Source organism: Terrabacter sp. LjRoot27 (assembly GCF_964254175.1).
In the GTDB taxonomy this organism is placed as follows: domain Bacteria; phylum Actinomycetota; class Actinomycetes; order Actinomycetales; family Dermatophilaceae; genus Terrabacter.
The window spans coordinates 1,715,707-1,741,267 of the sequence record NZ_CAXUSS020000001.1 but is presented as its reverse complement, the minus strand read 5'-3'; the positions used below and the strand labels follow the sequence as shown (position 1 = coordinate 1,741,267).

Sequence of the window (25,561 nt, the reverse complement as noted above, 5' to 3'; positions counted from 1 at the left end):
GACGCGGACGCCCACGGACGCCGTATGCCGCTCCGCCACCCTCCCCCGGCCGGCGGCATACGGCCCGCCGACTCGGGCGGCCAACCCGGGGGCGATGTCGTCAGTGCTGGTGCTCGAGCAGGTCCTGGCGCCCGGACCCGAGGACCGTGAGCGGCAGCAGGGTCTTGCCGGTGGGCCCGATCTCGATCTCGGTGCCCATCTGTGGGCAGACGCCGCAGTCGAAGCACGGGGTCCAGCGGCAGTCGTCGACCTCGGTCTCGTCGAGGGCGTCCTGCCAGTCCTCCCAGAGCCAGTCCTTGTCGAGACCGGAGTCGAGGTGGTCCCAGGGCAGCACCTCGGACTCGCCGCGCTCGCGCGTGGTGTACCAGGCGAGGTCGACGGGCACGTCGGCGAAGGCCTCGTCGGCGCAGCGCATCCAGCGGTCGTAGGAGAAGTGCTCGCTCCACCCGTCGAACCGACCGCCGTCGCGCCACACCGCCTCGATGACCTTGCCGACGCGGCGGTCACCGCGGGAGAGCAGTCCCTCGACGATGCCGGGCTGGCCGTCGTGGTAGCGGAACCCGATGGACGAGCCGTAGCGCTTGTCGGAGCGAAGCGCCTCGCGCAGCTTGGCGAGCCGGGCGTCGGTCTCCTCGACGCCGAGCTGCGAGGCCCACTGGAAGGGCGTGTGCGGCTTGGGCACGAAGCCGCCGATCGAGACGGTGCAGCGGATGTCGCGCCGGCCGGACACCTGGCGCCCGGTCTCGATGACGCGCTTGGCGAGGTCGGCGATCTGGAGCACGTCCTCGTCGGTCTCGGTCGGCAGCCCGCACATGAAGTAGAGCTTGACCTGGCGCCAGCCGGCGCCGTAGGCCGCGGCGACGGTGTTGATGAGGTCCTCCTCGGACACCATCTTGTTGATCACCTTGCGGATGCGCTCTGACCCGCCCTCGGGCGCGAACGTCAGCCCCGACCGGCGGCCGTTGCGGGTCAGCTCGTTGGCGAGGTCGATGTTGAAGGCGTCGACGCGCGTCGAGGGCAGCGACAGCCCGGTCTGGGTCCCCTCGTAGCGGTCGGCGAGCCCCTTCGTGAGGTCGGCGATCTCGGAGTGGTCGGCGGAGCTCAGCGAGAGCAGACCCACCTCCTCGAAACCCGTTGCGGCAAGGCCGCGTTCGACCATCTCGCCGATGCCTGTGATGGACCGCTCGCGCACCGGCCGCGTGATCATGCCGGCCTGGCAGAAGCGGCAGCCGCGCGTGCAGCCGCGGAAGATCTCGACCGACATGCGCTCGTGCACCGACTCCGCGAGCGGGACGAGGGGCTGCTTCGGGTAGGGCCACGCGTCGAGGTCCATGACGGTGTGCTTGGCCACGCGCCACGGCACCCCAGCGGCGTCGGCGGCCGGCGCGACGCGCTGGATGCGCCCGTCGGGCAGGTAGGAGACGTCGTAGAACGCCGGGACGTACACGCCGCCCGTGCGGGCGAGGCGCAGCAGCACCTCGCGACGGCCGCCGGGACGGCCCTGGGCCTTCCACTCCCCCACGATGTCGGTGACGGTGAGGACGGCCTGCTCGCCGTCACCGACGATGGCGGCGTCGATGAACGAGGCGATGGGCTCGGGGTTGAAGGCCGCGTGCCCGCCCGCGATGACGATCGGGTCGTCCACGTCGCGGTCGACCGAGTGCAGCGGGATGCCGGCGAGGTCGAGCGCCGTCAGCATGTTGGTGTAGCCGAGCTCGGTCGAGAAGCTGAGGCCGAAGAGGTCGAAGTCGCGCACCGAGCGGTGCCCGTCGACGGTGAACTGCGGCAGGCCCGCCTCCCGCAGCTGCGCCTCCATGTCGGGCCACACGGCATACGTGCGCTCGGCGAGGGCGTCAGCGCGCTCGTTGAGGACCTCGTAGAGGATCATGACGCCCTGGTTGGGGACGCCGACCTCGTACGCGTCGGGGTACATCAGCGCCCACCGGGTGGTCAGCTCCTCGCCGTCGGGGCCGTGGCCGCCGACGTGCCAGTCCTTGACCGTGGAGTTGAGCTCGCCGCCGACGTACTGGATGGGCTTGTTGACCCGCTCCAGCAGGGGCTCGAGGGCGTTGAACAGGGACTCTCCGGGCATCCCGCCATGGTACGTGGGTCTACCGCTGCACCGAAACACGGCGAACCGCCCGCACCCGTCCAAGCCGCGGACAGGCGGGGGCGCCCCACCTAGTCTGGGTGGGCGGAGGTGGAGAGGTGGCGACGAAGCCGACGGCGATCCACGTGGAGGTGCTGCCCGCGCGACTGGGCGACTGCCTGCTCGTCGAGTGCCCGCGCCCCGACGGCCGGACGTGGCGGATGCTCGTGGACGGCGGCCCTCCGGACACCTGGCCGCTGCTCGAGGCGCGGCTGCGCCGCCTCGACCCGGGTGACCGCCACATCGACGTCGCGGTCATCACGCACATCGACAGCGACCACATCGGCGGCATGCTGCCGCTCCTCGCCAGCGACCTCGCCGCGGACGTCCGCGACTTCTGGTTCAACGGGCGCCCGCACCTTCCGGTGACCGGACCCGGCCGGCCCCGGAGCGTCGACCAGGGCGAGAGCCTCGTCGCCGCGCTCAGTGGCCCCGAGGCGGAACCACTGGCGGGCGGCCCCTCGGCGATGCAGTCACGGCGCCGTGCCCTGCCGTGGAACGTCGCGTTCGGTGGCGGGCCCGTCGACACCGGCGCGGCGGGCGGCTTCGTCGAGGTCGCGGTGCCGGACGGACCGACGGTCACGGTGCTCTCGCCGACGACGAAGCGGCTCACACGCCTGGCCGACACGTGGTCGAAGAGCCTGCTCGCCGCGCTGGGCGACCACGACCGCGCGGTGGGCCTCGACGCGCCCGGGCCGCTCGACGACCTCAGGCACCTGGCCGACGAGCGGACGCCGCGGGACTCGTCGGTGCCCAACGGGAGCAGCATCGCCCTGCTCGTCGAGCACCGCGGGGCGAGCGTCGTCCTCGGTGCGGACGCCTACGGGAGCGTGCTGGCGGCGGCCCTGCAGGGCGTCGCCCGCGCCCGTGGGGGCGAGACCCTCACCGTCGACGCCCTCAAGCTGCCTCACCACGGCAGCGACGCCAACGTCGTCGCGGCCCTGCTCGAGGCGGCGCCGGCCAGCCACTACCTCGTCTCGACCAACGGTGACGTCTTCCACCACCCCGACGACGCTGCCCTGGCCCGGGTCGTGCTCGGCGCCCCGGCCGGGCCGACCCTGTGGTTCAACTACCGCACGCCCCGCACCGAACGCTGGGCCGACCCGCGGCTCGTCGAGACGCACGGGCACCGCGTCGTGTTCCCCGAGCCGGGGCACGCCGACGCCGGGACGGTCATCGACCTCCCGGCGCGGCGCTGAGCCCGGGCGTCAGGCGCCGTCGTACATCGCGTCCAGCTCGGCGCGGTGCTTCTCGGTGACGGCCTTGCGACGCAGCTTCATGCTCGGGGTCAGGTCGCCCTCCTCGACCGTGAGGTCCTTGTCGAGGATGGTGAACTTCTTGATGGTCTCCCACCGGTTGAGGCCGTCGTTGAGCTGGTCGACGTAGCGCTGCACGAGGGCGTGCGCCTGCGGCGATGCGACCACCTCGGCATACGGCTTGCCGTCGAGCCCGACGGTCGGGGCCCAGCCGGCCACGGCGTCGGGGTCGAGCGTCACGAGTGCCGTCGCGTAGTTGTGGCCCGCGCCGTGCACGAGGAACTGGCTGACGAAGGGGCACAGGCCCTTGAAGCGCGCCTCGATCTCGGCCGGGGCGATGTACTTGCCGCCCGAGGTCTTGAAGACGTCCTTCTTGCGGTCGGTGACGTAGAGGAAGCCGCGCTCGTCGATGCGCCCGATGTCGCCGGTGTGGAACCAGCCGTCCTCGGTCAGCACCTCGGCGGTCGCCTCGGGGTTGTTGTGGTAGCCGCGCATGACCCCGGGACCCTTGACGAGGATCTCGCCGTCCTCCTCGGCGATGCGCACCTCGGTGCCCGGCAGCGGCCAGCCGACGGAGCCGTACTGGTACGAGCCGTGCTCGGGGGCGTTGACCGTGGTGCCCGACGAGGTCTCGGTCAGGCCGTAGCCCTCCTGGACGAGCAGGCCCACCGACCCGAACCAGCGCGCGACCTCGGCGTTGAGCGGCGCGGAGCCGCTGATCATGAAGCGGACCCGGCCGCCGAAGCGCTCCTGCACCTTGTGCAGCACGAGCTTCGTCGCGAGCGCATGGCGCCGCTGCAGGCCCGCCGATGGCTGCTCGCCGCGGGCCTGCACGTCGCGCATCTCGCCGCCGACCTTGAGGGCCCAGTCGATGAGCTTCTTCTTGACGCCCTTCTCCCCGGCGAACATCAGGGCGATGCGTCCGCGCGCCTTCTCGAAGATGCGCGGCGGCCCGGCCATGAAGGTCGGCTTGATGACGGCCATGTTCTCGACGATCTTGTCGACGCGGCCGTCGACGGCGGTCGGGAAGCCGATCTGCAGCCCGGTCGCGACGAGCATCTTGCCGAAGACGTGGGACAGCGGCAGCCAGAGGAACTGGAGGTCGTCCTTGGTGAAGGTGCCGATGGCGTCGATGACGGCGCCTTCGTAGACGACGCTGTCCTGGACGAGGCGCACGCCCTTGGGCCGGCCGGTCGTGCCCGAGGTGTAGATGACGACCGCGAGGGACTCGGGGGTGAGCTGGTCGATGCGCGAGTCGACGAGGTCGGGGGTCGCGGCGAGCCACTCGCGACCGCGCTCGGCGAGCTCGTCGGTGGTGATGACCCAGCCGTCGTCGCTGCCGGGCCCGGTGAGGGCTATGACCTGGCGGACGCCGGGCACCTCCGAGCGCACGTGCTGGAGCTTGGCGACCTGCTCGGCGTCCTCGGCGAAGACGATGCCGCTGCCGGAGTCGGTGAGGATGTAGGCGACGTCCTCGGCGATCGTCGTCGGGTAGACGGTCGTCGTCGCACCGCCCGCGCAGATGACGGCGAGGTCGGCGAGGATCCACTCGACGCGGGTCGTCGAGGCGATGGCGACGCGGTCCTCCAGCTGCACCCCGAGGCTGACGAGCCCGGCGGCCCACTGCTCCACGACCTCGTGCGTCTGGCGCCACGTCAGGGTGGTCAGCTCACTCGAGCCCTCGGCAAAGTAGAGGTAGGCCGGGGCGTCGGGCGTGGCCCGGACCCTGCTGCGGAAGAGCGCGCCCACGCTGGGAGCGCGTCCGTCGAGGACGTTCTGGTCGACGTCCCGGTCGGCAAGTGCCTGGAGGGGCATGTGGACTCCTTTGTCACTGCGGTTGCCCGTCATCGGCGTCTGCGGGCGACCGCCATGCGGGGATGATGTCAACAATCCACCCGCCAGTCACGCATCCGTCGGCGTCCTCGTCGAAATGTGACCCCTCGGTAACCAGGACGGGCGAGGGTCACCCCCGTCGGGTGCGCTCCACCGGAGGACGACCGCCGCGCCGCTGCGACGCCGAGGCGACGTTGCCGACGAGCCCGATCGCGATCCACGACGCGATGAGGGAGGAGCCCCCGCTCGAGACGAAGGGCAGGGGCAGCCCCGTGACCGGCATGAGCCCGAGGTTCATCCCGATGTTCTCGAACGCCTGCACGCCGAGCCAGACCGCGACGCCGATCGCGACGAGGCGCCCGAACGCGTCGGCCCGGCGTGCGACGACGACGCACCGCACCACGATGAAGCCGATGAGCACGACGAGCCCGGCAGCCCCGAGGAAGCCGAGCTCCTCCCCCGCCACGGAGAAGACGAAGTCGGTCTCCTGGAATGGGATGAAGCCACCCTGGGTCTGGCGGCCCTCGAACAGGCCCTGACCGTCGAGCCCGCCCGAGCCGATGGCGATGCGCACCTGGCGGGTCTGGTAGCCGATGCCCTGCGGGTCGAGCGAGGGGTCGAGGAAGGCACGCAGCCGGTTGCGCTGGTAGGCCGACAGGGCGGGCGTCAGGAAGGCGGCGGCGACGGCGGCCGCGCCGACGACGAGGACGCCGAGCGTCCACACGGCCGGCGCACCCGCGGCCGCGATGATGACGACGGCCATGGCGACGAGCACGAGGGCCGAGCCGAGGTCGGGCTGGGCGAGCACGAGCACGACGGGTATGCCGGCCACGACCCACGCGAGGGCCACGTCCCGGTGGCGCTGGCGCAGCCCGCGCTCGGCCCGCTCCGCCAGGAGCATCGCGAGACCGATCGCCAGGGCCACCTTCATGAGCTCCGAGGGCTGCAGGCTCATCCCCCCCGGCAGTCGGATCCAGGAGCGTGACCCGTTGACGGTCGACCCGAGCGGCGAGACGACCGCGGCGAGCCCGAGGACGGCGAGGACGTAGACGACCGGAGCGACCGCGCGGACCACGCGCACGTCGAGCCGTGTCACGACGGCGGCACACGCGATGCCGACGCCGAGCGCGACGAGCTGCTTGAGCGCCGCGGTGCCGCCGGCCGACGCGCGGGTCGCCGACCAGACGAGGACGACGCCGACGACCGACAGGCCGAAGGCGCCGATGAGCAGGCCGAGGTCGACCCGGAGCCACGAGGGGCCGGCGGCGCGCCGTGACGGGCGCCGCACGCCGCCGTCAGGGCGCGTCGACCGCAGGAGCGGTGAGGCTACGACGGGACGATCGCCGAGAGGATCTCGCGACACCGGACCACGTCCTGGGCCATCTGCTCGACGAGGGTGTCGATCGACTCGAACTTCAGGGTGGGACGCAGGTGCGAGACGAACTCCACCGCGACGCGCTCGCCGTAGAGGTCGAGGTCGGTGCGGTCGAGGACGTAGGCCTCGACCCGGCGCTGGTGCCCGTCGAACGTCGGGTTGGTGCCGACGGAGACGGCCGCCGGCAGGGTGCGGTCCGGGGCACCCTCGTCGAGGCCGAGACGGACGAGCCACCCGGCATACACCCCGTCGGCCGGCACGAGGCCCTCGTGGTCCTGCGAGAGGTTCGCCGTCGGGTAGCCGAGCTCGCGGCCGCGGTGGTCGCCGTGCACGACGGTGCCGGTGACCCGGTGCGGACGGCCGAGGATCTGGGCGGCGTGGTCGACGTTGCCGGCGAGCAGCTCGGCGCGCAGCTGCGTCGAGCTCCAGCGGGCGCCCTCGTCGGCACCCTCGCCGATGTCGTCGAGGGTGATGACCTCGAAGCCGTGCACGGCGCCGAGGTCGCGCAGGGTGCCGACGTCGCCGGAGTTGCGCACGCCGAACCGGGTGTCCTTGCCGACGACGACGGCGCACGCGCCGAGGGCCTCGACGAAGGTGCCGCGGACGAACTCCTCGGGGGTCTGCTGGGCGAACTCGCGCGTGAACTCGATGACGAGCACCGCGCCCACGCCCACCGACGCCAGGGCGTCGAGGCGCTGCTCGAGCGACATGACGGCCGCCGGTGCGCGGTCGGGGTAGAGCACGGCGATCGGGTGCGGCTCGAAGGTGACGGCGACCGGGAGCGCGTCGCGGTCGGCAGCCTCGCGCACGACGCGCGTCAGGACCTCGCGGTGCCCGCGGTGCACCCCGTCGAAGTTGCCGAGGGTGACGACGGTGGGCCCGAGGTCGGCCGGGATGTCGTCGAGTCCGTACCAGCGCTGCACGGCGACCACTGTAGTGGCCGCGTCGGAGCGGACGTCCGAGGGCTCGGGCACGAGGCTCAGGCCCCCGCCCCGGACGCGGCGAAGACCACCTTGGCCCGCGCGGTCGGACGCGTCTCGTCGAGGACCGCCACGAGCCGCCCGTCCGGGTCGATCGCGGCCACGGCGTCGGAGCCGGTCACGACGCTCGGGATGCGCTGGCCGTAGCCGAGCGCGACGGCCTCCTCGGCCGTCACCTCGTGGACCGGCAGCTGGGCGCGCGCCGCCTCGGCGATCGGGAGCAGGGGTATGCCGTCCGGCCCGTCGGCCTCCGACGTGGCCGTGAGGTCGTCGAGCGAGACCGCGGCGTCGATCCCGAAGCGGCCCACCCGCGTACGCCGGAGCGCCGTGAGGTGCCCACCGACGCCGAGCGCCTCGCCGAGGTCACGGGCGAGCGCACGGACGTAGGTGCCGGAGGACACGTCGACCTCGACCTCGACGTCGACGACGTCGATCGGGGGCCCGACCTCGACCGTCTCGGTGCCGGGACGCACCGAGAGCACGTCGAAACGGCTCACGGTGACCGGTCGGGCCGGCAGCTCGACCGTGTCGCCCTGGCGGACGCGGGTGTAGCTGCGCACGCCCTTGACCTTGATGGCGCTGACGGAGCTCGGCACCTGCTGGATCTCGCCCGTCAGACCGGCGACGGCGGCCGGCAGGGCCGCCTCGAGCGCCGGGACGTCGTCGACCCCCAGCGCCTGGGTGGTCTCGCCCTCGGCGTCGTCGGTGAGCGTCGCCATCCCGAGACGGATCGTCGCGGCATACGACTTGTCGCAGCCGACGAGGAAGGTCAGCAGCTTCGTGCCGCGCTCGACGCCGAGCACGAGCACGCCGGTCGCCATCGGGTCGAGCGTGCCGGCATGGCCGACTCGCCGCGTGCCGCAGAGGCGGCGGGCGCGCGCCACGACGTCATGGCTCGTCCATCCGGCCGGCTTGTCGACGACGAGCAGGCCACCCGAACGGTCGGTCATCGGGCGTCGACGTCCGCGTCCACCTCGGCGTCCACGGCGTCCTCGGCGTCCACGGTGTCGACGGTCTCGTCACCGGCGTCGTCCGCGGAGCGGTCGACCGGCTTGCGGTAGGGGTCGGGGTCGCCGGCGGGCTTGGCGTTGGCCGCGGCGCGCGCCAGCTCCTCGTCGCGGGCCCGCGTCTGGGCCACGAGGTCCTCGAGGTGGGCGGCGCCCTCGGGCAGCGCGTCGGCGATGAACTCGATCGACGGCGTCAGGCGGATGCCGATGCCCTTGCCGACGGCCGAGCGGATGCGGCCCTTGTTGGCCTCGAGCACCTCGGCCGTGGCCTGGCGGTCCTCGTTGCTGCCGAAGACGGTGTAGAAGACCGAGGCCTGCTGGAGGTCCCCGGTGACACGGGCGTCGGTGATCGTGACGAAGCCGAGGCGTTCGTCCTTGAGCCGGAACTCGAGGTACTCGGCGACGATGACCTTGATCCGGTCGGCGATCTTGCGGGCGCGGGCGGGGTCAGCCATGACTACCTCTTTCGTGTGCTGTGCGGTCGGGCCGTGACAGCCGGGCCGACGTCGTGTTCACCCTAGTAGCGGGCCGGGGGCCCCGCGCATTCCCACCCGGGCGTCCGCGGGTGAGGTGCGACCCCGCGGACGGCGACGGCGCCGACCCCCGTGGGGGCCGGCGCCGTCGAGCGTGTCGAGCTCAGGCGCGCGGCTTCTCGCGCATCTCGAACGTCTCGATGACGTCGTCGATCTCGATGTTGTTGAAGTTGCCGAGGTTGATACCGCACTCGAAGCCCTCGCGGACCTCGGTGACGTCGTCCTTGAAGCGACGCAGTCCGGTGATCTCGATCCCCTCGCCGATGACCGTGCCGTCGCGGATGATCCGCGCACGGGTCCCGCGCTTGATCTCGCCGGAGCGCACGAGCGAACCCGCGACGTTGCCGAACTTGCTCGACTTGAAGACCTCGCGGACCTCGGCCGTGCCCAGCTGGACCTCTTCGTACTCCGGCTTGAGCATGCCCTTGAGCGCTGCCTCGACGTCGTCGATCGCCTGGTAGATGACCGAGTAGAAGCGCATGTCGACGCCCTCCCGGTCGGCCAGCTCGGCGACACGCTCCGCAGGGCGGACGTTGAAGCCGATGATGATCGCGTTGTCGACCGTCGCGAGGTTGACGTCGTTCTGCGTGATCGCACCGACACCGCGGTGGATGATCCGCAGGTCGACCTCGTCGCCCACGTCGATCTTGAGCAGCGCGTCCTCGAGCGCCTCGACCGAACCCGACACGTCACCCTTGAGGATGAGGTTGAGGGTGTCGACCTTGCCCGCGGCGAGGGCCTCGTTGAGGTCCTCGAGCGAGATGCGCTTACGGCGCTTGGCGAGGCTCGCCGCACGCGACGCGGCCTCACGACGCTCGGCGATCTGACGGGCCGTGCGGTCGTCGGGTGCCACGAGGAACGTGTCACCGGCGCCGGGGACCGAGGTCAGACCGAGCACCATGACCGGACGCGAGGGACCGGCCTGCTCGACGTTGTTGCCGTGCTCGTCGAGCATGGCACGCACGCGGCCGTGACCGCTGCCGGCCACGATCGAGTCGCCGACGCTGAGGGTTCCCGACTGGACGAGGACGGTCGCGACCGGGCCGCGGCCCTTGTCGAGGTGCGCCTCGATGGCGACACCACGGGCGTCCTTGTCCGGGTTGGCGCGCAGGTCGAGGGCCGCGTCGGCGGTGAGCAGGACGGCCTCGAGGAGCCCGTCGATGTTCGTGCCGTTCTTGGCCGAGACGTCGACGAACATCGTGTCGCCGCCGTACTCCTCCGCGATGAGGTTGTACTCGGTCAGCTGCTGGCGGATCTTCGCCGGGTTGGCGTCCGGCTTGTCGACCTTGTTGACGGCCACGACGATCGGCACGTTGGCCGCCTGGGCGTGGTTGAGCGCCTCGATGGTCTGCGGCATGACGCCGTCGTCGGCGGCGACGACGAGGATCGCGATGTCCGTCACCGACGCACCACGGGCACGCATGGCCGTGAAGGCCTCGTGACCGGGGGTGTCGATGAACGTGATGGCGCGCTTCTCGCCCTCGTGCGTCGTGGCGACCTGGTAGGCACCGATGTGCTGGGTGATGCCACCGGCCTCGCCCTCGGCGACCTCCTCGGAGCGGATCGCGTCGAGGAGCTTCGTCTTGCCGTGGTCGACGTGACCCATGACGGTCACGACCGGCGGACGGGGCTCGAGGTCCTCGTCCTCCTCGGCCTCGAGCTCGGCGTCGAGGTCGATGTTGAACGAGCCGAGCAGCTCGCGCTCCTCGTCCTCGGGCGACACGACCTCGATCTCGTAGCCGAGCTCGGCGCCGAGCACCTTGAAGGTCTCCTCGTCGAGGGACTGCGTGGCCGTGGCCATCTCGCCGAGGTGGAAGAGCACGGTGACGAGCGACGCCGGGTTGGCGTTGATCTTGTCGGCGAAGTCGGTCAGCGAGGCACCACGACGGACGCGGATGGTCGTCTTGCCGTCACCACGGGGGACGCTGACGCCACCCAGGCTCGGGGCCTGCATCTGCTCGAACTCCTGGCGCTTCGCGCGCTTGGACTTGCGGCCTCGGACCGGGCGACCGCCGCCACGACCGAAGGCACCAGCCGTCGAGCCGCGACCGCCGCCACCACCGCGGGGACCGCCGAAGCCACCGGGACGACCGCCACCGGGGGCGCCACCGGGGCCACCACCGAAGCCGCCACGGCCACCGCCGCCACCCGGGCCGCCACGGCCGGGGCCGCCGGCCGGGCGCTGGCCCGGACGACCGACGGTGCTGCGCTCGGGCATCATGCCCGGGCTGGGACGGGGACCACCGGGACGCGGGGCGCCACCGGGAGCGCCGGGACGACCGCCTGCGGCGGGCGCACCGGGACGCGGGGCGCCACCGGGAGCACCGGGACGCTGACCGCCCTGACCACCCTGACCGCCCTGGCGCTGCTGCGGACGCGGCATGCCCTGGCTGGGGCTGAACGGGTTGTTGCCCGGACGCGGGCCGGCGTCGCCACCGGGACGCGGGGCGCGGGACTGGCCCATGCCCTGGCTCGGGGCGAACGGGTTGTTGCCCGGACGCGGCTGACCCGGACGGGGAGCCGGACGCGGGGAGGCCGGGACGCCGGAGGACTGCTGACCACCGTCACGGCTGGACTGCACCCGCGCCGGAGCCGACGCCGCGGGAGCGGCGGGAGCGGCGGGAGCCGGAGCAGCCGGGGCCGGAGCCTTCGGTGCCGGGGCGGCGGGTGCGGGAGCTGCCTTGGCGGCGGGCGCCGGAGCGGCCTCGCGGGCGGCAGGTGCTGCGGGAGCGGCCGGGGCGGGAGCCGCCGGCGCTGCGGCTGCGGGAGCGGCCGGCGCGGGGGCCGACGGCGCCGGGGCAGCCTTCTGGGGCGCGGCGGGGGCCGCGCTCGTGGGGGCGGCCTTGGGGGCCGCCGGCTTCTTGTCTCCGCTGGACGAGCCTTCCCGGGGGAAGGTCTCGATGATCTTGCGGACGACGGGGGGCTCGATGGTCGACGATGCCGACCGGACGAACTCTCCCTGGCTCTTCAAGTGTGCGAGCAGTGTCTTGCTCTCGACTCCGAGCTCCTTTGCGAGCTCGTAGACCCGGACCTTAGCCACATCTCTCCTGTTCCTGGTCCGGCCTGAACAGGAAGTGGCCGAACCGTGGGTTATTGCTGGGGCTTGCTCATCGCTGAGTACTCATCGGGTGCTCATAGCGTTTTCAACCCGCCTTGGTTCGTTGACTGATCTCTGACTGATCGGTGCGACCCGTGTGGGGCACCGGAACGTTGCTACGCGTGCTGGACTCCGAGGTGTCGTGCCACCGCGCTGACGTCGAGCGCGACCTGCAGGCGCAGGGCACGACCGAACGCCTTGCGGCGCACTGCCAGCTCGAAACAGTCGGGCGTCGGGTGCAGCCATGCACCACGTCCCGGCATCCGGTGCCTCGGGTCGGGACGGAGCGTGACCGGGGAGGTGTCCCCAGCGTCTCTGTCCGTCGCCGCGACCACTCGCAGCAGGGCCGACCAGCTATCCATTCCTCGACATCCCACACAGGTGCGGGACGGCTCAGCACGGAGTCCAGTCCGGTCGGCCACAGGTAAGTCTACCGCGCCGCAGCGCGAGACCGCGCATCGGGGATGCCACGCCTCCGTCAGGGGCGGCCCGCGTCACGTCCGCGACCCACCGCACGTCGGCGCCTCAGTGGGGACGAGGCGGGTCCAGCAGACGCAGCGCCCGGTGGGGGCAGGCGTCGACCGCCTCGGCCGCCAGGGCCAGCAGGCGCCGCGGCACGGGCCGCTCGACGACGGGGTAGCCCCACTCGTCCACCGACACGACCTCCGGCAGCAGCTCGGCGCACAGGCCTCGCGCCCGGCAGGCGGGCCAGTCGACCCGCAGCCGCGCCGCGTGCGCCGCTGCCCCCACCGCGCCCGGCACGTCAGTCCTGCCCGTCACGTCAGTCCTGCCCGGCATGTCAGACATGCCCGGCCCCCACGCCACCCGCGACGCTCGGACGGACGACCACGTGGCACGCGCACCGCCCCGCGAGGTGGTCGTCGACGAGCCCTCCGAGGTGCGAGAGGAGCGAGCGGACCAGCCGGGCCGTGCCGTCGGGGTGGGCGCAGGCGCCACGACCGGTGACCACGGTGACGAGCTGCTCGATCCGGTCCCGCGTGTCGCCCCCCTCGTCGAGGGTGCACACGGCCACCGACAGGGCGGGCAGCCCGTTGCGGCACGGGCCGCACCGGCCGGAGGACTCGCGCGCCAGGACGTCGACGACCTCTGCCGTGCGTCGGACCGGGCACCCGGTCACCCCGAGCGGGAGCACGACACCGGCGCCGATCGTCAGTCCCCGCGACCGCAGGGCCACGGACGAGACGGGGAGCGACGCGAGGTCGGCGCCCGGGACCCACGTGCCGTGGAAGCCGCCGACGAGCACCGGCCCCGCGACCTCTGCTGCATCGAGGACCTCCCCGAACCACCGTCCGTGCCCCACCTCGACGACGCGGGCGCCCGCGCGGTCCGGGTCGCGCCAGCAGGCCCCGACGGTGAGCAGCGTCGTGCCCGGCTCGAGGGGGGTGCCGTGGGCGGCATACGCCTCCGGTCCGACCCGGCAGAGCGCCGCGACGTGGGCGAAGGTCTCGGCGTTGGAGAGCAGCGTCGGGCGACCGCGGTGGCCGCGGACCGCCTCGGGCTCCCAGGCCGTCACCGGGAGCGCCTCACGTCCGGCGAGCAGCTCGAGGACGGCCCGGGCCTGACCCGCGACGAACCGTGGCGCAGCCTCGTGGCGGTGCCACCGCAGGCCCCGCTCGCGGCGCTCCCCCAGGGCTCCCCCGACCGCCGTCCGCACCTCGCCGCGGTCGGCGGGCGTCACGAGGTGGATCTCGCGCGCCCCGAGTGCCCGGGCGACGACCACGGCCCCGTCGAGGACGAGGTGGGGTGCGAGCTCGAGCAGGGCCTGATCCTTCGCGCTGGCCGGCTCACCCTCGGCCGCGTCGACGACGACGACGGGGCGCCGGCCACCTCCTGCGGCCCTCAGCTTGCGCGCGAGCGGGAAGCCGGCTCCCCCCCGCCCGCGGACGGCACCGGCCTCCGTCAGGGCGATGAGGGCGGCGAGCGTGGGCTGCGGCAGCGGACCACGGCGCGCGAGGTGGGCGTCGAGGCCCGGGTCGGAGCCGACTGCGTCGAGCAGCAGCGGGCCGGCGTGGACTCGCAGCTCGCCGAAGGGACCGAGCAGGCGGACCGCCGTCACGGCCGGCTCCCGACGAGACCTCGCCGCACGCCGACCAGCCGCGCCGCCCCCGAGAGCGCCACGGCCGACACGCAGCACCAGGTGAGGACCGAGAACCAGCCACGCCCGGCCTCGGTCCCGGTGCCGAGCCCGTGGACGACGGCGAGGCCGAAGGCCACGTAGCTGCTGACGTGCACCGATCGCCAGACACGGTCGGGGAGACGCGCACGCAGCAGCGAGGTGACGACGACGAGGGCGACGAGGTCGAGAGCCAGCGTGCCGAGCGACAGGTAGAGCGGTCGGTAGGTCGCACCCCACGGGACGACGGCCTGCCACCACCGGATGTCGACGAACTCGTCGACGACCGCCGACACGACGTGCCCGAGGAGGAGCAGCACCGACGTGCTCGCGAGCGCGCGGTGCACGCCCTGCGTCACGAAGCGTGGCCACCACGGCCGGAAGCCACGGCCGGTCGCGAGCACCCCGAGCAGCGTCGTCAGCGTCATGACGACGAGCAGGACGACACCGGTACCTCGGTTGAGGTACCAGAGCAGGGGCGCGGTCACCACGTCACCATCGCGTCCTCGACGCCGGCGGCCACCCACCCGGAGCTACGCAGGGTGCTGCCGTCGGCTCCGACGAGCAGAGCCGCCACGCCGTGCTCCTCGAGCCATCCGGGCGCGTCGGCGCCGAGCACCAGCGCGGCCGTCGAGGCGGTGTTGGCGGCCACGCAGGTCGGGCCGAGTGCGGTCGCGGCCACCCACGGGCCGCTGACCGGCTCCCCGGTGCGCGGGTCGAAGACGTGGTGCCACTCGCGCCCTCCGCGCACCCACCGCCGGGCCGTCACGGACGACGTCGCGATCCCACCGGAGACGAGGCGCAGGGAGGTGGTCGGCCCGTGCCGGTCGAGGTCGGCCGCGCTGTTCGCCACGACGACCGGCCAGGCGACTGCTGGGGAGGACCACGCGTCCGGACGGGACCCGGCGCCCGCGTCCCCGCACTCGTCGGGTGCCGCGGCGCGCACGTCGCCGCCGACGCTGACCACGACGGGGGTCGACAGGTGACGGCACAGGGTGAGCGCGACGAGGTCGGCGGCATACGCCTTCCCGGTCGCCCCGAGGTCGAGTGAGGCCGTGGCCGGGACGGTCACCGTCTCGTCGGTGACGACGAGCTCCCTCCACCCGGCCCGCCGGCCCGGCAGGGACACCGGCGTCGGGTCGTCCGCCGGCACGAGCGCGAAGGTGCGCGCGTAACCGGCACCGACGAGGAGCCGCCCGAGGGTCGGGTCGACGAGGCCGCCGGTGACCTCTGCCGCCTCGAGCGCGACCCGCACGGCCCCGACGAGGACCGGCGAGACCGGAGTGGGGCCGCTCGTGAGGTTGGCCCGCGACAGGTCGCTGTCGTCCCGGAAGCGGCTGCACGCCCGGTCGACCTCGTCGAGGACGTCGGCGGCGACGTGCCGGGCGACGTCGATGAGCTCGGGATCGGCCGTGCGGAGGTGGACGTGGGTGCCGAGGGCGCGCCACGACGCAGACCCGCCGCGCCGGCCCTCCGGGGAGAGCGCGTCGGACGCGACCTCCGGGCGCATCACGAGGCGGTGCTCGGCACCGGCGGCACCACCGCGACCGGCGCTGGGGGCGGGGCAGCCGGAGCACGGAGCCGGGTCGACGAGCCCGACGAGCTGCCGCCCGAGGAGCCGTTCGAGGAGGCCCTCGAGCCGGACCCGCCGATGCGAGCCACGCCCGGAGCCGAGGCACGCACGATGGCACCGGGGTCGACGACCGTGCGCAGGGGCCGTGGACGCTCGACCTCGACCGGGTGCGCCGCGGCCCAGGCCACCTGCGCCCCGTAGGACGCGTCCAGGGCCGCCGCCCGAGCGGCCTCGGCGGTGCGCCGCTCCTGGGCCTCGGCCTCGGCGCGTGCCGTGGCCCTGAGCGCCTGGGCAGCCGTCGACTCGTTGGCCACGACCGCGGTGACGAGCCCGACGCCGGCCACCGCCCCCGCCGCGACCGATCCCGCCAGGGCCGTGGCGATGCCCCTGGACCGGTCGCGCTGGGTGGGGGTGAGCAGTCGCGCCATCGTGGCTCCTCGACGTCGGGACCCGGCCGGGCCGGGCGGTTGTCGACACCGTGGCCCGGACCGCCCCAAGCGCGCCTCAGGAGACCGTTAAGTCCCTGTCATCCCTGGTGTGCCGCGCGACGGCGTGTGCCGTGCGGCGCGTCGGGCGTATGCCGTGTGGCGCGTCGGGTGTGTGCCGTCCCGCACGTCGCGTGACGTCCGCAGCGAGGGCCTTCCGGCGGGTCGAGCGGGGCCCTTAACGCAACGTTGAGGTGTCGACGAGGCGATGTTGACCTCCCGCGGAGCACGCTCGTCGTGGGGCTGCCGCGGGTGGCCTCACCGACTCCGGAGGTCTCCATGGCATTCAGCAGGGCGGTCGTCCTGGGCACCCTCGTCGGCGCCGCCGCCGCCACGGGCATCTACGTCGCGGTCGCGTCCCCGTCGACGCCCCCGCGCCCGGCCGCCGCACCCTTGGCCGCCGGGCCGGAGGGGGCTGACGTGCGGCAGGACCAGGCCCGGCCGGTGCCGACGTTCACCACCCTCGTGCCGGCCCCCTGCCCGAAGGGTGCGGTCCTCGAGCACGACGTCTGCGTCACGCACGTCGCCGGCCCGCCGAGGACTCTCCCCACGTCGACGGTCGTCCCCGTGCCCTCCGGGACCCGGGTCGACGGCCCCACCGCCACGAGCCCGTCCGCCACGCCCTCGCGCGCCCTCGCCACGGGGGACGACCCGGCTGCGGACGAGGACGCCGAGGACCACCGGGACGGCGACGACGACGGCGACGACGACCACGGCGACGAGGAGCACGAGCAGCGAGATGACGGTGCGGTGTCCCCGGTCGGCTGACCCGGGCCCGGCCGACCAGGACCGACGGACGGTGGTCGCGACCCCTGACGCCACCGCCCGTGCCGCCCGACCCTCCTCCTCCCCCGACGGTCACGGCGGCCGGCGGTCGGGACCGGTGAGCTCCTCACCGGTCCCGACCTCGCGGACCGGAGCCGTCCGTGGCCTGGCCGCGGGGTGGGCTGCCCCGTCGCCCGAGCCGGCGACCGACCGGACTCAGCGCTGGTTCTTGTGGTCGCCCGTGCGCAGCGGGAGCGAGATCTCGACCGTCAGTCCGCCGAGGTCGGAACGACCCAGCGACACCGACCCGCCCGCGGCCTCGGCGACCCGGCGCGCGATGTCGAGCCCGAGTCCCGTCGAGCCACTTCCGCTTCGGCCGCGGTCGAGGGCGGACTCCCCGGTGCCCGGGCCGCCGTCCGCCACCGTGAGGCGGGCCCGGTCGCCGTCGACCCGGACACCGACCCTGATGCCCACTCCCTCCGGAGTGTGCGCGAAGACGTTGTCGAGCAGCACGTCCACGACGTCGCTCACGTCCTCCTCGGGCACGCCCACGGCGCAGCTCCCGTCGGGACCGGTCACCGTGAAGTCCCGGTCCTGGTCCTGCGCGAGGGGCTCCCAGAAGGCGGCCCGTCGACGGACGACGACCCCGAGGTCGCACCCGCTCGGCATCGCGCTGCGCAACGGTCGTCGCGCCTCGCGGACGATGGCGTCGACGCTGCGCTGGAGCTCGTCCACGTGATGGCGCAGCCGGCCGGCGACCTCGGGGTCGGCGACGAGGTCCGTGTCGAGACGCAGGGCCGTGACCGGCGTCCGCAGCCGGTGTCCGAGGTCCGCGACGGCCTCGCGCTCGGCCGCGACGAGCACGTCGATGCGGTCCGCGAGCTGGTTGAGAGCCCCCGCGAGCTCGACGGTCTCGGGCGGCCCCTCGGGAACCGCGCGCGTCCCGAGCTCGCCCTCGCGGATGCGGTGGGCGACGGCCGCCAGCCTGGTCACCGGCACACTCACCCGGCGACCGAGACGCAGGGCGATGACGGCGGCCACGCCCACGAGGAGCAGCCCGAGACCGATGATCGTGGCCCAGGCGGCCGCGACGCCCTGGCGCAGCTCGTCGTTGCTCACCGTGGACTCGACGACGGTGATCCCGCTCTCCGTCTGCACCGGGATGATGACGTCGAGGCCGGTGTCGGTGCGATGGGTGAACGCCGTCCGGGTCGACCGGGCCTGAGCGACCTCGGCCTCCTCGTCGCCCACCGAGGTGTCACGTCCGATGATCTGGCCCGACGGCGTGTGCACGGCGACGACCATGCCCTGCGCCGTGAACAGCCCGACGGCGTCCGCGAGCACCTGCTCGCTGTCCACGCTCGCGACCACCGTCGCGACGCTCTGCGCCTGCTGACGCGCCCGGTTGACGGCGCGGTCCTCGGCGACGTTCGACACGAGCAGGCACAGGGGGATGATGAAGGCGACGACGACCGCAGACGTCGTCGCGGCCACGAGCCACGTGATCTGGCGACGCATCAGGGCACGTCCTCCGGGGCCGCGAGCCGAACCCCCACCCCCCGGACGCTGTGGAGGTACCGCGGATGAGCTGCCGACTCCCGAGCTTGCGACGCAGCCACGACAGGTGCACGTCCACGGTGCGCTCACCACCGCCGTAGACCTGCTGCCACACCTCGGCGAGGATCTCGCGTTTGGTCACGACCTCCCCCACCCGGCTCGCGAGCATGAGCAGCAGGTCGAACTCACGCCGGGACAGGTCGACGGGCGCGGCGTCGAGCGTGACGACCCGACGGGACGGGTCGATGACGAGGCCCCCGACCGTGACCCGCTCGTCGGCGTGGGTCGGTTCGCTGCGGCGCAGCACCGCGCGCATCCGCGCCTCGAGCTGGTCGACGGTGAAGGGCTTCGGCACGTAGTCGTCGGCCCCCGAGTCGAGGGCGCGGACCACCGAGCCGTCGTCGTCGCGCGCGGTCACGACGATGACCGGGACCGGGCTCACGGAGCGCAGCATGGTCAGCACCGTGTGGCCGTCGACGTCAGGCAGGCCCAGGTCGAGCAGGACGACGTCCGGGTGCTCGTTGAGCACCTGCTCGAGCCCACCGAGCCCACTGGCGGCGCTGGAGACCGCGTGCCCGCGTCCGCTGAGCGACCGCACGAGCGATCCCCGGATGGCGGGGTCGTCCTCGATGACGAGCACGTGGGTCACACGGCTCACCGTACGCCCGGCCCGGGCCCGGCAGACGCGGTCCTGACGCATCCACGCTGTACGCCGTCCGGGGGGCCGAGATGACGTCCGGCCCGGCGGGACTGGCACGCCTGCTCCTCGGCTGGCTGGCCGTCGTGCTCGTCACCGCGGCCGTGACCACGGCCGTCGTGACACGGGTGGGTCAGGACGTCGCGGGCGAGCTCGACCAGGCCCTCCCCGTCGCGACGGGGGCGGTGCCGGGTGGCACCTCGCCCACCGCGGGTGGCACCGTCGTGCCGTCGGCCTCGACCACGGAGCCGGACACGGACGAGACGTCCCCGGCGTCCGGTGCCACGGCGCCGGAGGCGTCCGCTCCCGGCTCCGACGAGACCGGGGACGGGGCGACCGCGAGTGCACCGTCGCCCCGAGCCGACGGGACGACCACAGGTCCCGGCGGAGAGACCGGGTCGGGCGCGCGGGCACCCACCAGGACCTCGTCCACGTCGCAGCCGCCGTCCGCCACGTCGGTCTCGGGCGCGAGGGTGTCCACGACCCGCACGACCAGCTTCTCGGTCACCGGTGGCTCCATCACCGCGCGCTGCGGGGACGGACAGGTCCAGCTGCGCTCGGTCACCCCCAGCAACGGCTACCGGTACGAGGTGGAGACCGAGGAGGGCCGCCTGCAGGCGACGTTCACGAACGGCTCACGCGAGGACCACATCCTCGTGACGTGCCGCTCCGGCGAACCGGTGCGCGTCGTCGACGGCTCGTGAGCCGACGCCGCGACCGAGGCGTCCGAGCGGTTCAGGCGTCGGGCGTCGCGGCCGCGGCAGCGTCGGCCGCCTCGGTGTCGGGACGGATGTCGATGCGCCAGCCCGTGAGCTTGGCGGCGAGGCGGGCGTTCTGGCCCTCCTTGCCGATCGCGAGGCTCAGCTGGTAGTCGGGGACGACGACACGGGCGGCGCGGGCCGCGGCGTCGACGATCTCGACCGACTGAACGCGGGCCGGCGACAGGGCGGCCGCGACGAAGGTGGCGGGGTCGTCGGCGTAGTCGACGATGTCGATCTTCTCGCCGCGCAGCTCGGTCATGACGGCACGCACGCGGGCGCCCATCGGGCCGATGCACGCGCCCTTGGCGTTGACGCCGGCAACCCGGCTGTGGACCGCGATCTTCGTGCGGTGGCCGGCCTCGCGGGCCAGGGCGGCGATCTCGACGGTGCCGTCGGCGATCTCTGGCACCTCGAACTTGAAGAGCGTGCGCACGAGGTTGGGGTGGGTGCGGCTCAGGCCGACCTGCGGGCCCTTGGGCCCGCGCTTGACGCTGACGACGAAGCAGCGCAGGCGCTCGCCGTGGACGTAGCGCTCACCCGGCACCTGCTCGGCCAGGGGCAGGATGCCCTCGACCGTGCCGAAGTCGACGAGGACGTTCCGGGGGTCCTGGCTCTGCTGGATGATGCCCGAGATGACGTCGCCCTCGCGGCCCTTGAAGTCGCCGAGGATCGCCTCGTCCTCGAGGTCGCGCAGGCGCTGGACGATGACCTGACGAGCCGTCGAGGCGGCGATGCGGCCGAAGCCGACCGGGGTGTCGTCGAACTCGGGACCGGGCTCGCCGCGCTGCGGGCGCTCGCCCTCCTCGGTGACCGGGAGCAGGTCGCCCTCCTCGCGCGCCCACACGATGACGTGGCCGGTCTTGCGGTCCAGCTCGACCCGCGCGATGCGCTGGCTGCCGTCGGTGCGGTGGTAGGCGACGAGGAGCGCCTGCTCGATGGCCGGGATGAGCACGTCGAGGCTGATGTCGCGCTCCCGTTCCAGGGCGCGCAGGGCTGCGAGGTCGATGTCCATCAGTGGTCCCCTTCCAGGGCGGACGTCTCGTCCGGGTCGTGGGTGTCGTCGGGTGCGTCGTCGACGGAGCCGTCCGGAGCGTCGTCCGGGACGTCGTCTGCGGCGTCGTCCGAGGCGTCGTGTGCGGGCCCGGTGCGCGTGAACTCGACCTGCACGGTGCCGCGCTGGACGGAGTCGAGGTCGAGGGTCACGTGGCGCGCCGGGGTCCTCTTCGTCGCCGGGACCTCGAGGGTGAGCGAGTCGGTGCCCACCTCGGTGAGCCGTCCCGTGTCGGTGCCGTCCTGGTGGACGACCTCGACGAGCCGCCCCACCTGTCGCCGGAGCTGGTCGCGGGAGGCGAGCGGACGGCCCACCCCCGGCGAGGACACCTCGAGGACGTAGGGGGCCGAGCCCATGACGTCGCTCGCGTCCAGCTCGTCGCTCACGGCACGCGTCGCCTCGGCGACGGCGTCGAGCGAGAGCGGGGGCACGGTGCTCGTCGTGTCGGCGGCGTCGAGACCGGCGATGTCGGAGTCGACGAGCACGCGCACGAGTCGCCGCTTGCCGGCGGGAGACACGGAGACGTCCTCGACGACGAGCCCGAGGGGCGCGAGCACCGGCTCGAGCGTCGCTCTGATCTCCTGGGCCGTGCTCATCAGTCGACGCCTCCTGCTCTTCTCGAATGTCCGGCGCCGACGCCCCGAAGGGCGCGAGGGGCACCGCGTGCCCACCACTCTATCGGCGCCGGGGGGTCGTCGCAGACCGCCGCCCGCGTGCGAAGATCTCGGCATGGACGGCGACACCCGTGGGCTCGGGTCACGGGTGATGGACGGTCTCGGCCGTCCCCCACGCCGCCTCCTCGTGCTCGGCGGGGGTGCCGCCGCCCTCGCGCTGCTCGTCGACCGGGGCCTGCGGCTCGACGTCCCGCCACCCCCGCCGCCGGTGCCCACGCGCCGTCCGGCTCCCGACGAGGCGCTCCTGCTCTCGGCCGTGGCCGACCTCGAGCGCGTCGTGGCGGCCGAGACCTCCGTCCTCGAGGGCGACGAGGGCGGGGCCCTCGTCCGTCGGCTGCGCACGGTCAACCGGGAGCAGCTGCGCGTGCTGCGCGGCCGCCTGACGAACGCCGGTGTCCCGACGACCGTCATCGACGCAGCCGTGGCCGCCGGACCGGTGCCGTCGTCGCAGGCCGGCTCCACGGGCACCCCCTCCCCCTCGGGCGCCGCTGCGACGAGCCCGCCGCCCGTGCGCACCCGCAGGGCGCTCGCCGCCCTGCTCGACTCCCTCGGTCCCGACGACTGGTCCGCGTTGACGACGGCGACCGCAGACACCCGCGAGCTGCTCGCGGCGGCCTACGGCCAACGCCTCGCCGGCGCGGTGCTCCTCGGGAGGGACGTCGCCGTGTCCCCGCCCAGCCCGGTGCGGCCCGCGGTCGTGTCGCGGACCTCCCCCCTCGTCTACGCCTTCGAGGTCGTCGCGGCCCAGAGCTCCGGCGACCAGCGGGCGAGGGCGGAGGACACGCTCGCCGCGCTGCTGCGTCTCGACATCGCCGTGTCCGGCGTGAGCTCGACGACCCCCGCCGGATGGGCGCTCCCCTTCCCGGTGACCACTCCCGACGCGGCCGGCCGGCTCGCGACGCAGACGCTGTCGTCCGCCGTGGACTCGGGGACCGAGGTCGCCGGACCGAGCCCGAGCGCCGCCTCGCTCGAGGACGTCGCACGCTGGAGCGCCAACATCCAGGCACTCGCCGTCGACTGGGACGTGCCCCTGACCGCCTTCCCGGGAGCCACCGCGTGAGCTACGACCCGATGTACGACCTCATCCCCGCGCTCTTCGCCCACGAGGTGAGCGGCTACGAGCCCGACGGCTACGTCTCCGGAGAGGACTGGATCGACGCGCTGCCGGGGCTCATCACCGACCTGCTCGCCGAGTGGGAGCTCGAGCCCATCGGGCGGGCGACCAACGGCGTGTGCGCCGTGGCCATCCCGGTGCGGCTGCTGGGCTCGGGTCGCGACGTCGTCGGCGTGAGCGGCGAGGGCATCCTCAAGATCACCTGGCCGCACCCCGAGGCCGCGACCGAGCACCTCGCGCTGCAGACGTGGAACGGGCACGGTGCGGTGCGCCTCGTGCGCGCCGACCCCGCGCGCTTCGCCCTGCTGCTCGAGCGGCTGCACACGCGCGACCTCACCCGCGTCGAGATCGACGATGCCTGCGGGGTCATCGGTGACCTGCTGAGGGTGCTGCGCCGACCCCCGCACCCGCGGGTACCCAGCCTCACGGCATACGCCCTGCGTCAGTCGGAGGAGCTGCGGGCGGCGCCCGCGGTGCTGCCGCGGCGCTACCTCGACCAGGCCTCCACCCTCGCTCGCGAGCTCGTCGACCGCGCACCGGCCGAGGACCGGCTGCTGCACACGGACCTGCACTACACGAACGTGCTCGCCGCCTACCGCTCCCCGTGGCTCGCCATCGACCCCAAGCCGATGGCCGGCGACCCTGCGTTCGAGGTGGCCCCGGCGCTGTGGAACCGGGCCGACGAGCTCGGGACCGGCTCGGAGGTCCGCTGGTCCCTGCGTCGGCGGCTCGAGATCATCTGCGAGCGCGCCGGTCTCGACGAGGGACGAGCCCGCGCGTGGACGATCGTCCGCGAGGCCGACAACGCCCTCGACGCCGCCGAGTCGCTGGCGAAGGGCCCGGCCGACGACGCCTGGGCCCACGACCGGATCAGCCTCGCGGTGACGATCATCAAGGCGATGAACGACTGAGCCGTCGGGCTCGCGAGCGCCGACACGACACCGTCAGGACACCCTCGCGGCACCCTTCGCACACCCTCGGCACACTGCGACGACACGCGCGCGACGCCATCGATCAAATCGTTTCGACTCGAGGTGCTTGAAGCCTTAACCTTGACGCGATCCCCCACCTCGTTGTCGAAAGGCACTCGCATGCCTCGCCTTGCCATGCCCACCTCCCGCGACCAGCGCTCGGCCCCGCCGACCCCTGCTCGCGAGATCGCGCGCATCGCCGTGCCGGTGAGCATGGAGTTCGTCCTCATGCTGGTGCTCAACTTCGTCAACCAGATCGTCGTGGGGAGCCTCGGCGCGACCGCGATCGCGGCCGTGGGCTTCTCCAACAGCCTCACCTTCATCCTCGCCGTGACGCTCGGCTGCCTCGGCACGTCGGTGAGCATCCTCGTCGCGCGGGCGCACGGCGCCGGTCGCCGGGACGCCCTCGACCACACGGTCACCGCGGCACTGGTCGTCGCCGTCGGGCTCGGCATCGTCGTCTCGCTCGTGCCGTGGCTCTTCGCCGACCACCTGATGTCGCTCGTCGGGGCGTCCCCGTCGGTGGCGGCGGCGGGCACCGACTACTTCCGCCTCACCGTCCTCGCGACGCTGCCGGTCATGCTCAGCGCGATCCTGTCCGGCGTGCTCCGCTCGGCCGGCCGGCCGACGAGCCCGATGATCGCGACGATGGTCACCGTCGTCGCGAACTCGGCGATCGCGTACTCCCTCGTCGTCGGGCTCGGCCCGCTGCCCTCGCTCGGCGTGGCGGGCGCGGGGTGGGCCACGCTCCTGACCGCCGTCGTCAAGGCGCTCATCCTCCTGTGGATGGCCTACGGCCGGCGCGCCGTCGTCGGCTGGAGCCTGCCCGACGGGGTCCGGCAGTGGCGAGCCGTCATCGTCCCCCTCTTCGTCCTGGCGCTCCCCCTCGGCGTCACGGAGCTCTTCTGGACCGTCGGGACCTTCCTCTACAACGTCGTGTTCCAGCAGCTCGGCGACGAGGCGCTGGCCGCGGCACAGATCGTCACGACCCTGGAGGGCGTCTTCGTCGTCGGCAGCATCGGGCTGATGAGCGCCACGACGACCCTCGTCGGCCGCTCGGTCGGCCGAGGAGACGTCGACGACGCGATGGCGTGGGTGCGGCGGCTGACGCGCGCGGGCATCGGGACCGCGGCGGTCTTCGGGGTGCTCTTCGCCGCCTCGGTGCTGCTGCTCGACGTCCTCTTCGGGGAGGCCGGGCGCGACGTGCGCACCATGGCCGGCGTCGGCATCCTCATCAACGCGGCCTTCCAGGTGGTCAAGGTGCGCAACATGATCGTCGGCGCGGGCGTGCTGCCCAGCGCCAACGACGTGCGGGGCGTCATCATGGGCGACGTCGTGGGCGCCTTCGCGATCGGGCTGCCGCTCGCCGTCCTGCTCGGCCTGCACACCCCGCTCGGCTACGTCGGCATCTTCGTCGCCCGCATCCTCGAGGAGCTGGCCAAGCTCGCCATCTTCACGTGGCGCGCGCGCCGGATCCGCTGGGAGCGGCTGGTCACGCCGCGCGAGGCCGTCGCCGCCTGACGGCCTTGGTCGGTCGTCGTCAGGGGGC

23 protein-coding genes are annotated in these 25,561 nt (G+C 73.5%); 6 read left to right on the top strand and 17 right to left on the bottom strand.

The annotated features are described in order from the left end of the window. Window positions 1-100: 100 nt before the first annotated feature. Window positions 101-2,092 carry a TIGR03960 family B12-binding radical SAM protein gene (locus ACSQ2D_RS08110; RefSeq protein ID WP_435985448.1) on the bottom strand — a complete coding sequence of 664 codons (1,992 nt, stop codon included), beginning with the start codon at window positions 2,090-2,092 and terminating at the stop codon, window positions 101-103. A gap of 116 nt (window positions 2,093-2,208) precedes the next feature. Here ACSQ2D_RS08110 and ACSQ2D_RS08105 point away from each other — a divergent pair, with 116 nt between their 5' ends. After that, window positions 2,209-3,348, top strand: coding sequence for a ComEC/Rec2 family competence protein (locus tag ACSQ2D_RS08105; RefSeq protein ID WP_435985447.1), 1,140 nt, complete (start codon window positions 2,209-2,211; stop codon window positions 3,346-3,348). 9 nt (window positions 3,349-3,357) lie between these two features. Here the strand turns inward: ACSQ2D_RS08105 and ACSQ2D_RS08100 are convergent, their stop codons facing one another. The 12 genes from ACSQ2D_RS08100 to ACSQ2D_RS08045 all read right to left on the bottom strand — a co-directional run bounded on the left by ACSQ2D_RS08100 (window position 3,358) and on the right by ACSQ2D_RS08045 (window position 16,365). Further along, window positions 3,358-5,220 (bottom strand): AMP-dependent synthetase/ligase, encoded by a 1,863-nt coding sequence (locus ACSQ2D_RS08100; RefSeq protein WP_435985446.1) that lies wholly within the window; start codon window positions 5,218-5,220, stop codon window positions 3,358-3,360. A 148-nt stretch (window positions 5,221-5,368) separates the two neighbouring features. After that, window positions 5,369-6,601 carry a rod shape-determining protein RodA gene (gene rodA / locus ACSQ2D_RS08095; protein ID WP_435985445.1) on the bottom strand — a complete coding sequence of 411 codons (1,233 nt, stop codon included), beginning with the start codon at window positions 6,599-6,601 and terminating at the stop codon, window positions 5,369-5,371. After that, window positions 6,565-7,536, bottom strand: a complete 972-nt coding sequence (locus ACSQ2D_RS08090) for a bifunctional riboflavin kinase/FAD synthetase (RefSeq protein WP_435985444.1) — start codon at window positions 7,534-7,536, stop codon at window positions 6,565-6,567. Before ACSQ2D_RS08090 ends, rodA begins: the two co-directional genes overlap by 37 nt. 56 nt (window positions 7,537-7,592) lie before the next feature. Further along, on the bottom strand, window positions 7,593-8,543 hold the full coding sequence (gene truB / locus ACSQ2D_RS08085; RefSeq protein ID WP_435985443.1) for a tRNA pseudouridine(55) synthase TruB: 951 nt from the start codon (window positions 8,541-8,543) through the stop codon (window positions 7,593-7,595). Then, window positions 8,540-9,055: a 30S ribosome-binding factor RbfA gene (gene rbfA / locus ACSQ2D_RS08080; protein WP_435985442.1), complete on the bottom strand. Its 516-nt coding sequence runs from the start codon at window positions 9,053-9,055 to the stop codon at window positions 8,540-8,542. The genes truB and rbfA overlap by 4 nt, the downstream gene beginning before the upstream one ends. Window positions 9,056-9,236: 181 nt before the next feature. Continuing rightward, window positions 9,237-12,173, bottom strand: coding sequence for a translation initiation factor IF-2 (gene infB / locus ACSQ2D_RS08075; RefSeq protein ID WP_435985441.1), 2,937 nt, complete (start codon window positions 12,171-12,173; stop codon window positions 9,237-9,239). A 173-nt stretch (window positions 12,174-12,346) separates the two neighbouring features. Continuing rightward, window positions 12,347-12,607, bottom strand: coding sequence for a YlxR family protein (locus ACSQ2D_RS08070; protein WP_435987833.1), 261 nt, complete (start codon window positions 12,605-12,607; stop codon window positions 12,347-12,349). A 148-nt stretch (window positions 12,608-12,755) separates the two neighbouring features. Next, window positions 12,756-13,037: a ferredoxin gene (locus ACSQ2D_RS08065; RefSeq protein ID WP_435985440.1), complete on the bottom strand. Its 282-nt coding sequence runs from the start codon at window positions 13,035-13,037 to the stop codon at window positions 12,756-12,758. After that, on the bottom strand, window positions 13,030-14,307 hold the full coding sequence (locus ACSQ2D_RS08060) for an NADH-ubiquinone oxidoreductase-F iron-sulfur binding region domain-containing protein (protein ID WP_435985439.1): 1,278 nt from the start codon (window positions 14,305-14,307) through the stop codon (window positions 13,030-13,032). The genes ACSQ2D_RS08065 and ACSQ2D_RS08060 overlap by 8 nt, the downstream gene beginning before the upstream one ends. Continuing rightward, a complete protein-coding gene (locus tag ACSQ2D_RS08055) occupies window positions 14,304-14,852 on the bottom strand; it encodes a ferric reductase-like transmembrane domain-containing protein (protein WP_435985438.1) in 549 nt (182 codons plus the stop codon). The genes ACSQ2D_RS08060 and ACSQ2D_RS08055 overlap by 4 nt, the downstream gene beginning before the upstream one ends. Then, window positions 14,849-15,874, bottom strand: coding sequence for an FAD:protein FMN transferase (locus ACSQ2D_RS08050; protein WP_435987832.1), 1,026 nt, complete (start codon window positions 15,872-15,874; stop codon window positions 14,849-14,851). The genes ACSQ2D_RS08055 and ACSQ2D_RS08050 overlap by 4 nt, the downstream gene beginning before the upstream one ends. Then, a complete protein-coding gene (locus ACSQ2D_RS08045) occupies window positions 15,874-16,365 on the bottom strand; it encodes a hypothetical protein (protein WP_435985437.1) in 492 nt (163 codons plus the stop codon). The genes ACSQ2D_RS08050 and ACSQ2D_RS08045 overlap by 1 nt, the downstream gene beginning before the upstream one ends. Window positions 16,366-16,701: 336 nt before the next feature. Between ACSQ2D_RS08045 and ACSQ2D_RS08040 the strand changes: the two genes are divergently transcribed. After that, on the top strand, window positions 16,702-17,190 hold the full coding sequence (locus tag ACSQ2D_RS08040; RefSeq protein WP_435985436.1) for a hypothetical protein: 489 nt from the start codon (window positions 16,702-16,704) through the stop codon (window positions 17,188-17,190). A 213-nt stretch (window positions 17,191-17,403) separates the two neighbouring features. Here ACSQ2D_RS08040 and ACSQ2D_RS08035 read toward each other — a convergent pair whose 3' ends face one another. Together ACSQ2D_RS08035 and ACSQ2D_RS08030 are read right to left on the bottom strand one after the other, a co-directional pair. Then, window positions 17,404-18,492, bottom strand: coding sequence for a sensor histidine kinase (locus ACSQ2D_RS08035; protein ID WP_435987831.1), 1,089 nt, complete (start codon window positions 18,490-18,492; stop codon window positions 17,404-17,406). Further along, entirely contained in the window at window positions 18,446-19,393 is a 948-nt protein-coding gene (locus tag ACSQ2D_RS08030; RefSeq protein ID WP_435985435.1) for a response regulator transcription factor, read from the bottom strand. The genes ACSQ2D_RS08035 and ACSQ2D_RS08030 overlap by 47 nt, the downstream gene beginning before the upstream one ends. Before the next feature lie 80 nt (window positions 19,394-19,473). On the opposite strand from ACSQ2D_RS08030, the gene ACSQ2D_RS08025 reads away from it, so the two are divergent. Continuing rightward, window positions 19,474-20,145, top strand: a complete 672-nt coding sequence (locus tag ACSQ2D_RS08025) for a hypothetical protein (protein WP_435985434.1) — start codon at window positions 19,474-19,476, stop codon at window positions 20,143-20,145. 31 nt (window positions 20,146-20,176) lie between these two features. Here ACSQ2D_RS08025 and nusA read toward each other — a convergent pair whose 3' ends face one another. Both nusA and rimP read right to left on the bottom strand, forming a co-directional pair. Then, window positions 20,177-21,214 (bottom strand): transcription termination factor NusA, encoded by a 1,038-nt coding sequence (gene nusA, locus ACSQ2D_RS08020; RefSeq protein WP_435985433.1) that lies wholly within the window; start codon window positions 21,212-21,214, stop codon window positions 20,177-20,179. Next, window positions 21,214-21,849 carry a ribosome maturation factor RimP gene (rimP, locus tag ACSQ2D_RS08015; RefSeq protein ID WP_435985432.1) on the bottom strand — a complete coding sequence of 212 codons (636 nt, stop codon included), beginning with the start codon at window positions 21,847-21,849 and terminating at the stop codon, window positions 21,214-21,216. The genes nusA and rimP overlap by 1 nt, the downstream gene beginning before the upstream one ends. Window positions 21,850-21,982: 133 nt before the next feature. Between rimP and ACSQ2D_RS08010 the strand changes: the two genes are divergently transcribed. From ACSQ2D_RS08010 to ACSQ2D_RS08000, 3 genes are all read left to right on the top strand, one after another. Then, window positions 21,983-22,987 (top strand): hypothetical protein, encoded by a 1,005-nt coding sequence (locus ACSQ2D_RS08010; protein ID WP_435985431.1) that lies wholly within the window; start codon window positions 21,983-21,985, stop codon window positions 22,985-22,987. Next, complete coding sequence (locus tag ACSQ2D_RS08005) at window positions 22,984-23,952, top strand: aminoglycoside phosphotransferase family protein (RefSeq protein WP_435985430.1); 969 nt, start codon at window positions 22,984-22,986, stop codon at window positions 23,950-23,952. Before ACSQ2D_RS08010 ends, ACSQ2D_RS08005 begins: the two co-directional genes overlap by 4 nt. A gap of 180 nt (window positions 23,953-24,132) precedes the next feature. Further along, window positions 24,133-25,533, top strand: coding sequence for an MATE family efflux transporter (locus ACSQ2D_RS08000; RefSeq protein ID WP_435985429.1), 1,401 nt, complete (start codon window positions 24,133-24,135; stop codon window positions 25,531-25,533). Window positions 25,534-25,561 lie beyond the last annotated feature (28 nt).

Excerpts from the sequence above, each read along its gene's own strand:
- ACSQ2D_RS08110 (WP_435985448.1), bottom strand. The coding sequence starts at position 2,092 with ATGCCCGGAGAGTCCCTGTTCAACGCCCTCGAGCCCCTGCTGGAGCGG.
- ACSQ2D_RS08100 (WP_435985446.1), bottom strand. The coding sequence starts at position 5,220 with ATGCCCCTCCAGGCACTTGCCGACCGGGACGTCGACCAGAACGTCCTC.
- truB (WP_435985443.1), bottom strand. The coding sequence starts at position 8,543 with ATGACCGACCGTTCGGGTGGCCTGCTCGTCGTCGACAAGCCGGCCGGA.
- rbfA (WP_435985442.1), bottom strand. The coding sequence starts at position 9,055 with ATGGCTGACCCCGCCCGCGCCCGCAAGATCGCCGACCGGATCAAGGTC.
- ACSQ2D_RS08065 (WP_435985440.1), bottom strand. The coding sequence starts at position 13,037 with ATGTCTGACATGCCGGGCAGGACTGACGTGACGGGCAGGACTGACGTG.
- ACSQ2D_RS08050 (WP_435987832.1), bottom strand. The coding sequence starts at position 15,874 with ATGCGCCCGGAGGTCGCGTCCGACGCGCTCTCCCCGGAGGGCCGGCGC.
- ACSQ2D_RS08045 (WP_435985437.1), bottom strand. The coding sequence starts at position 16,365 with ATGGCGCGACTGCTCACCCCCACCCAGCGCGACCGGTCCAGGGGCATC.
- ACSQ2D_RS08040 (WP_435985436.1), top strand. The coding sequence starts at position 16,702 with ATGGCATTCAGCAGGGCGGTCGTCCTGGGCACCCTCGTCGGCGCCGCC.
- ACSQ2D_RS08035 (WP_435987831.1), bottom strand. The coding sequence starts at position 18,492 with ATGGTCGTCGCCGTGCACACGCCGTCGGGCCAGATCATCGGACGTGAC.
- ACSQ2D_RS08025 (WP_435985434.1), top strand. The coding sequence starts at position 19,474 with ATGACGTCCGGCCCGGCGGGACTGGCACGCCTGCTCCTCGGCTGGCTG.
- nusA (WP_435985433.1), bottom strand. The coding sequence starts at position 21,214 with ATGGACATCGACCTCGCAGCCCTGCGCGCCCTGGAACGGGAGCGCGAC.
- rimP (WP_435985432.1), bottom strand. The coding sequence starts at position 21,849 with ATGAGCACGGCCCAGGAGATCAGAGCGACGCTCGAGCCGGTGCTCGCG.
- ACSQ2D_RS08010 (WP_435985431.1), top strand. The coding sequence starts at position 21,983 with ATGGACGGCGACACCCGTGGGCTCGGGTCACGGGTGATGGACGGTCTC.
- ACSQ2D_RS08000 (WP_435985429.1), top strand. The coding sequence starts at position 24,133 with ATGCCTCGCCTTGCCATGCCCACCTCCCGCGACCAGCGCTCGGCCCCG.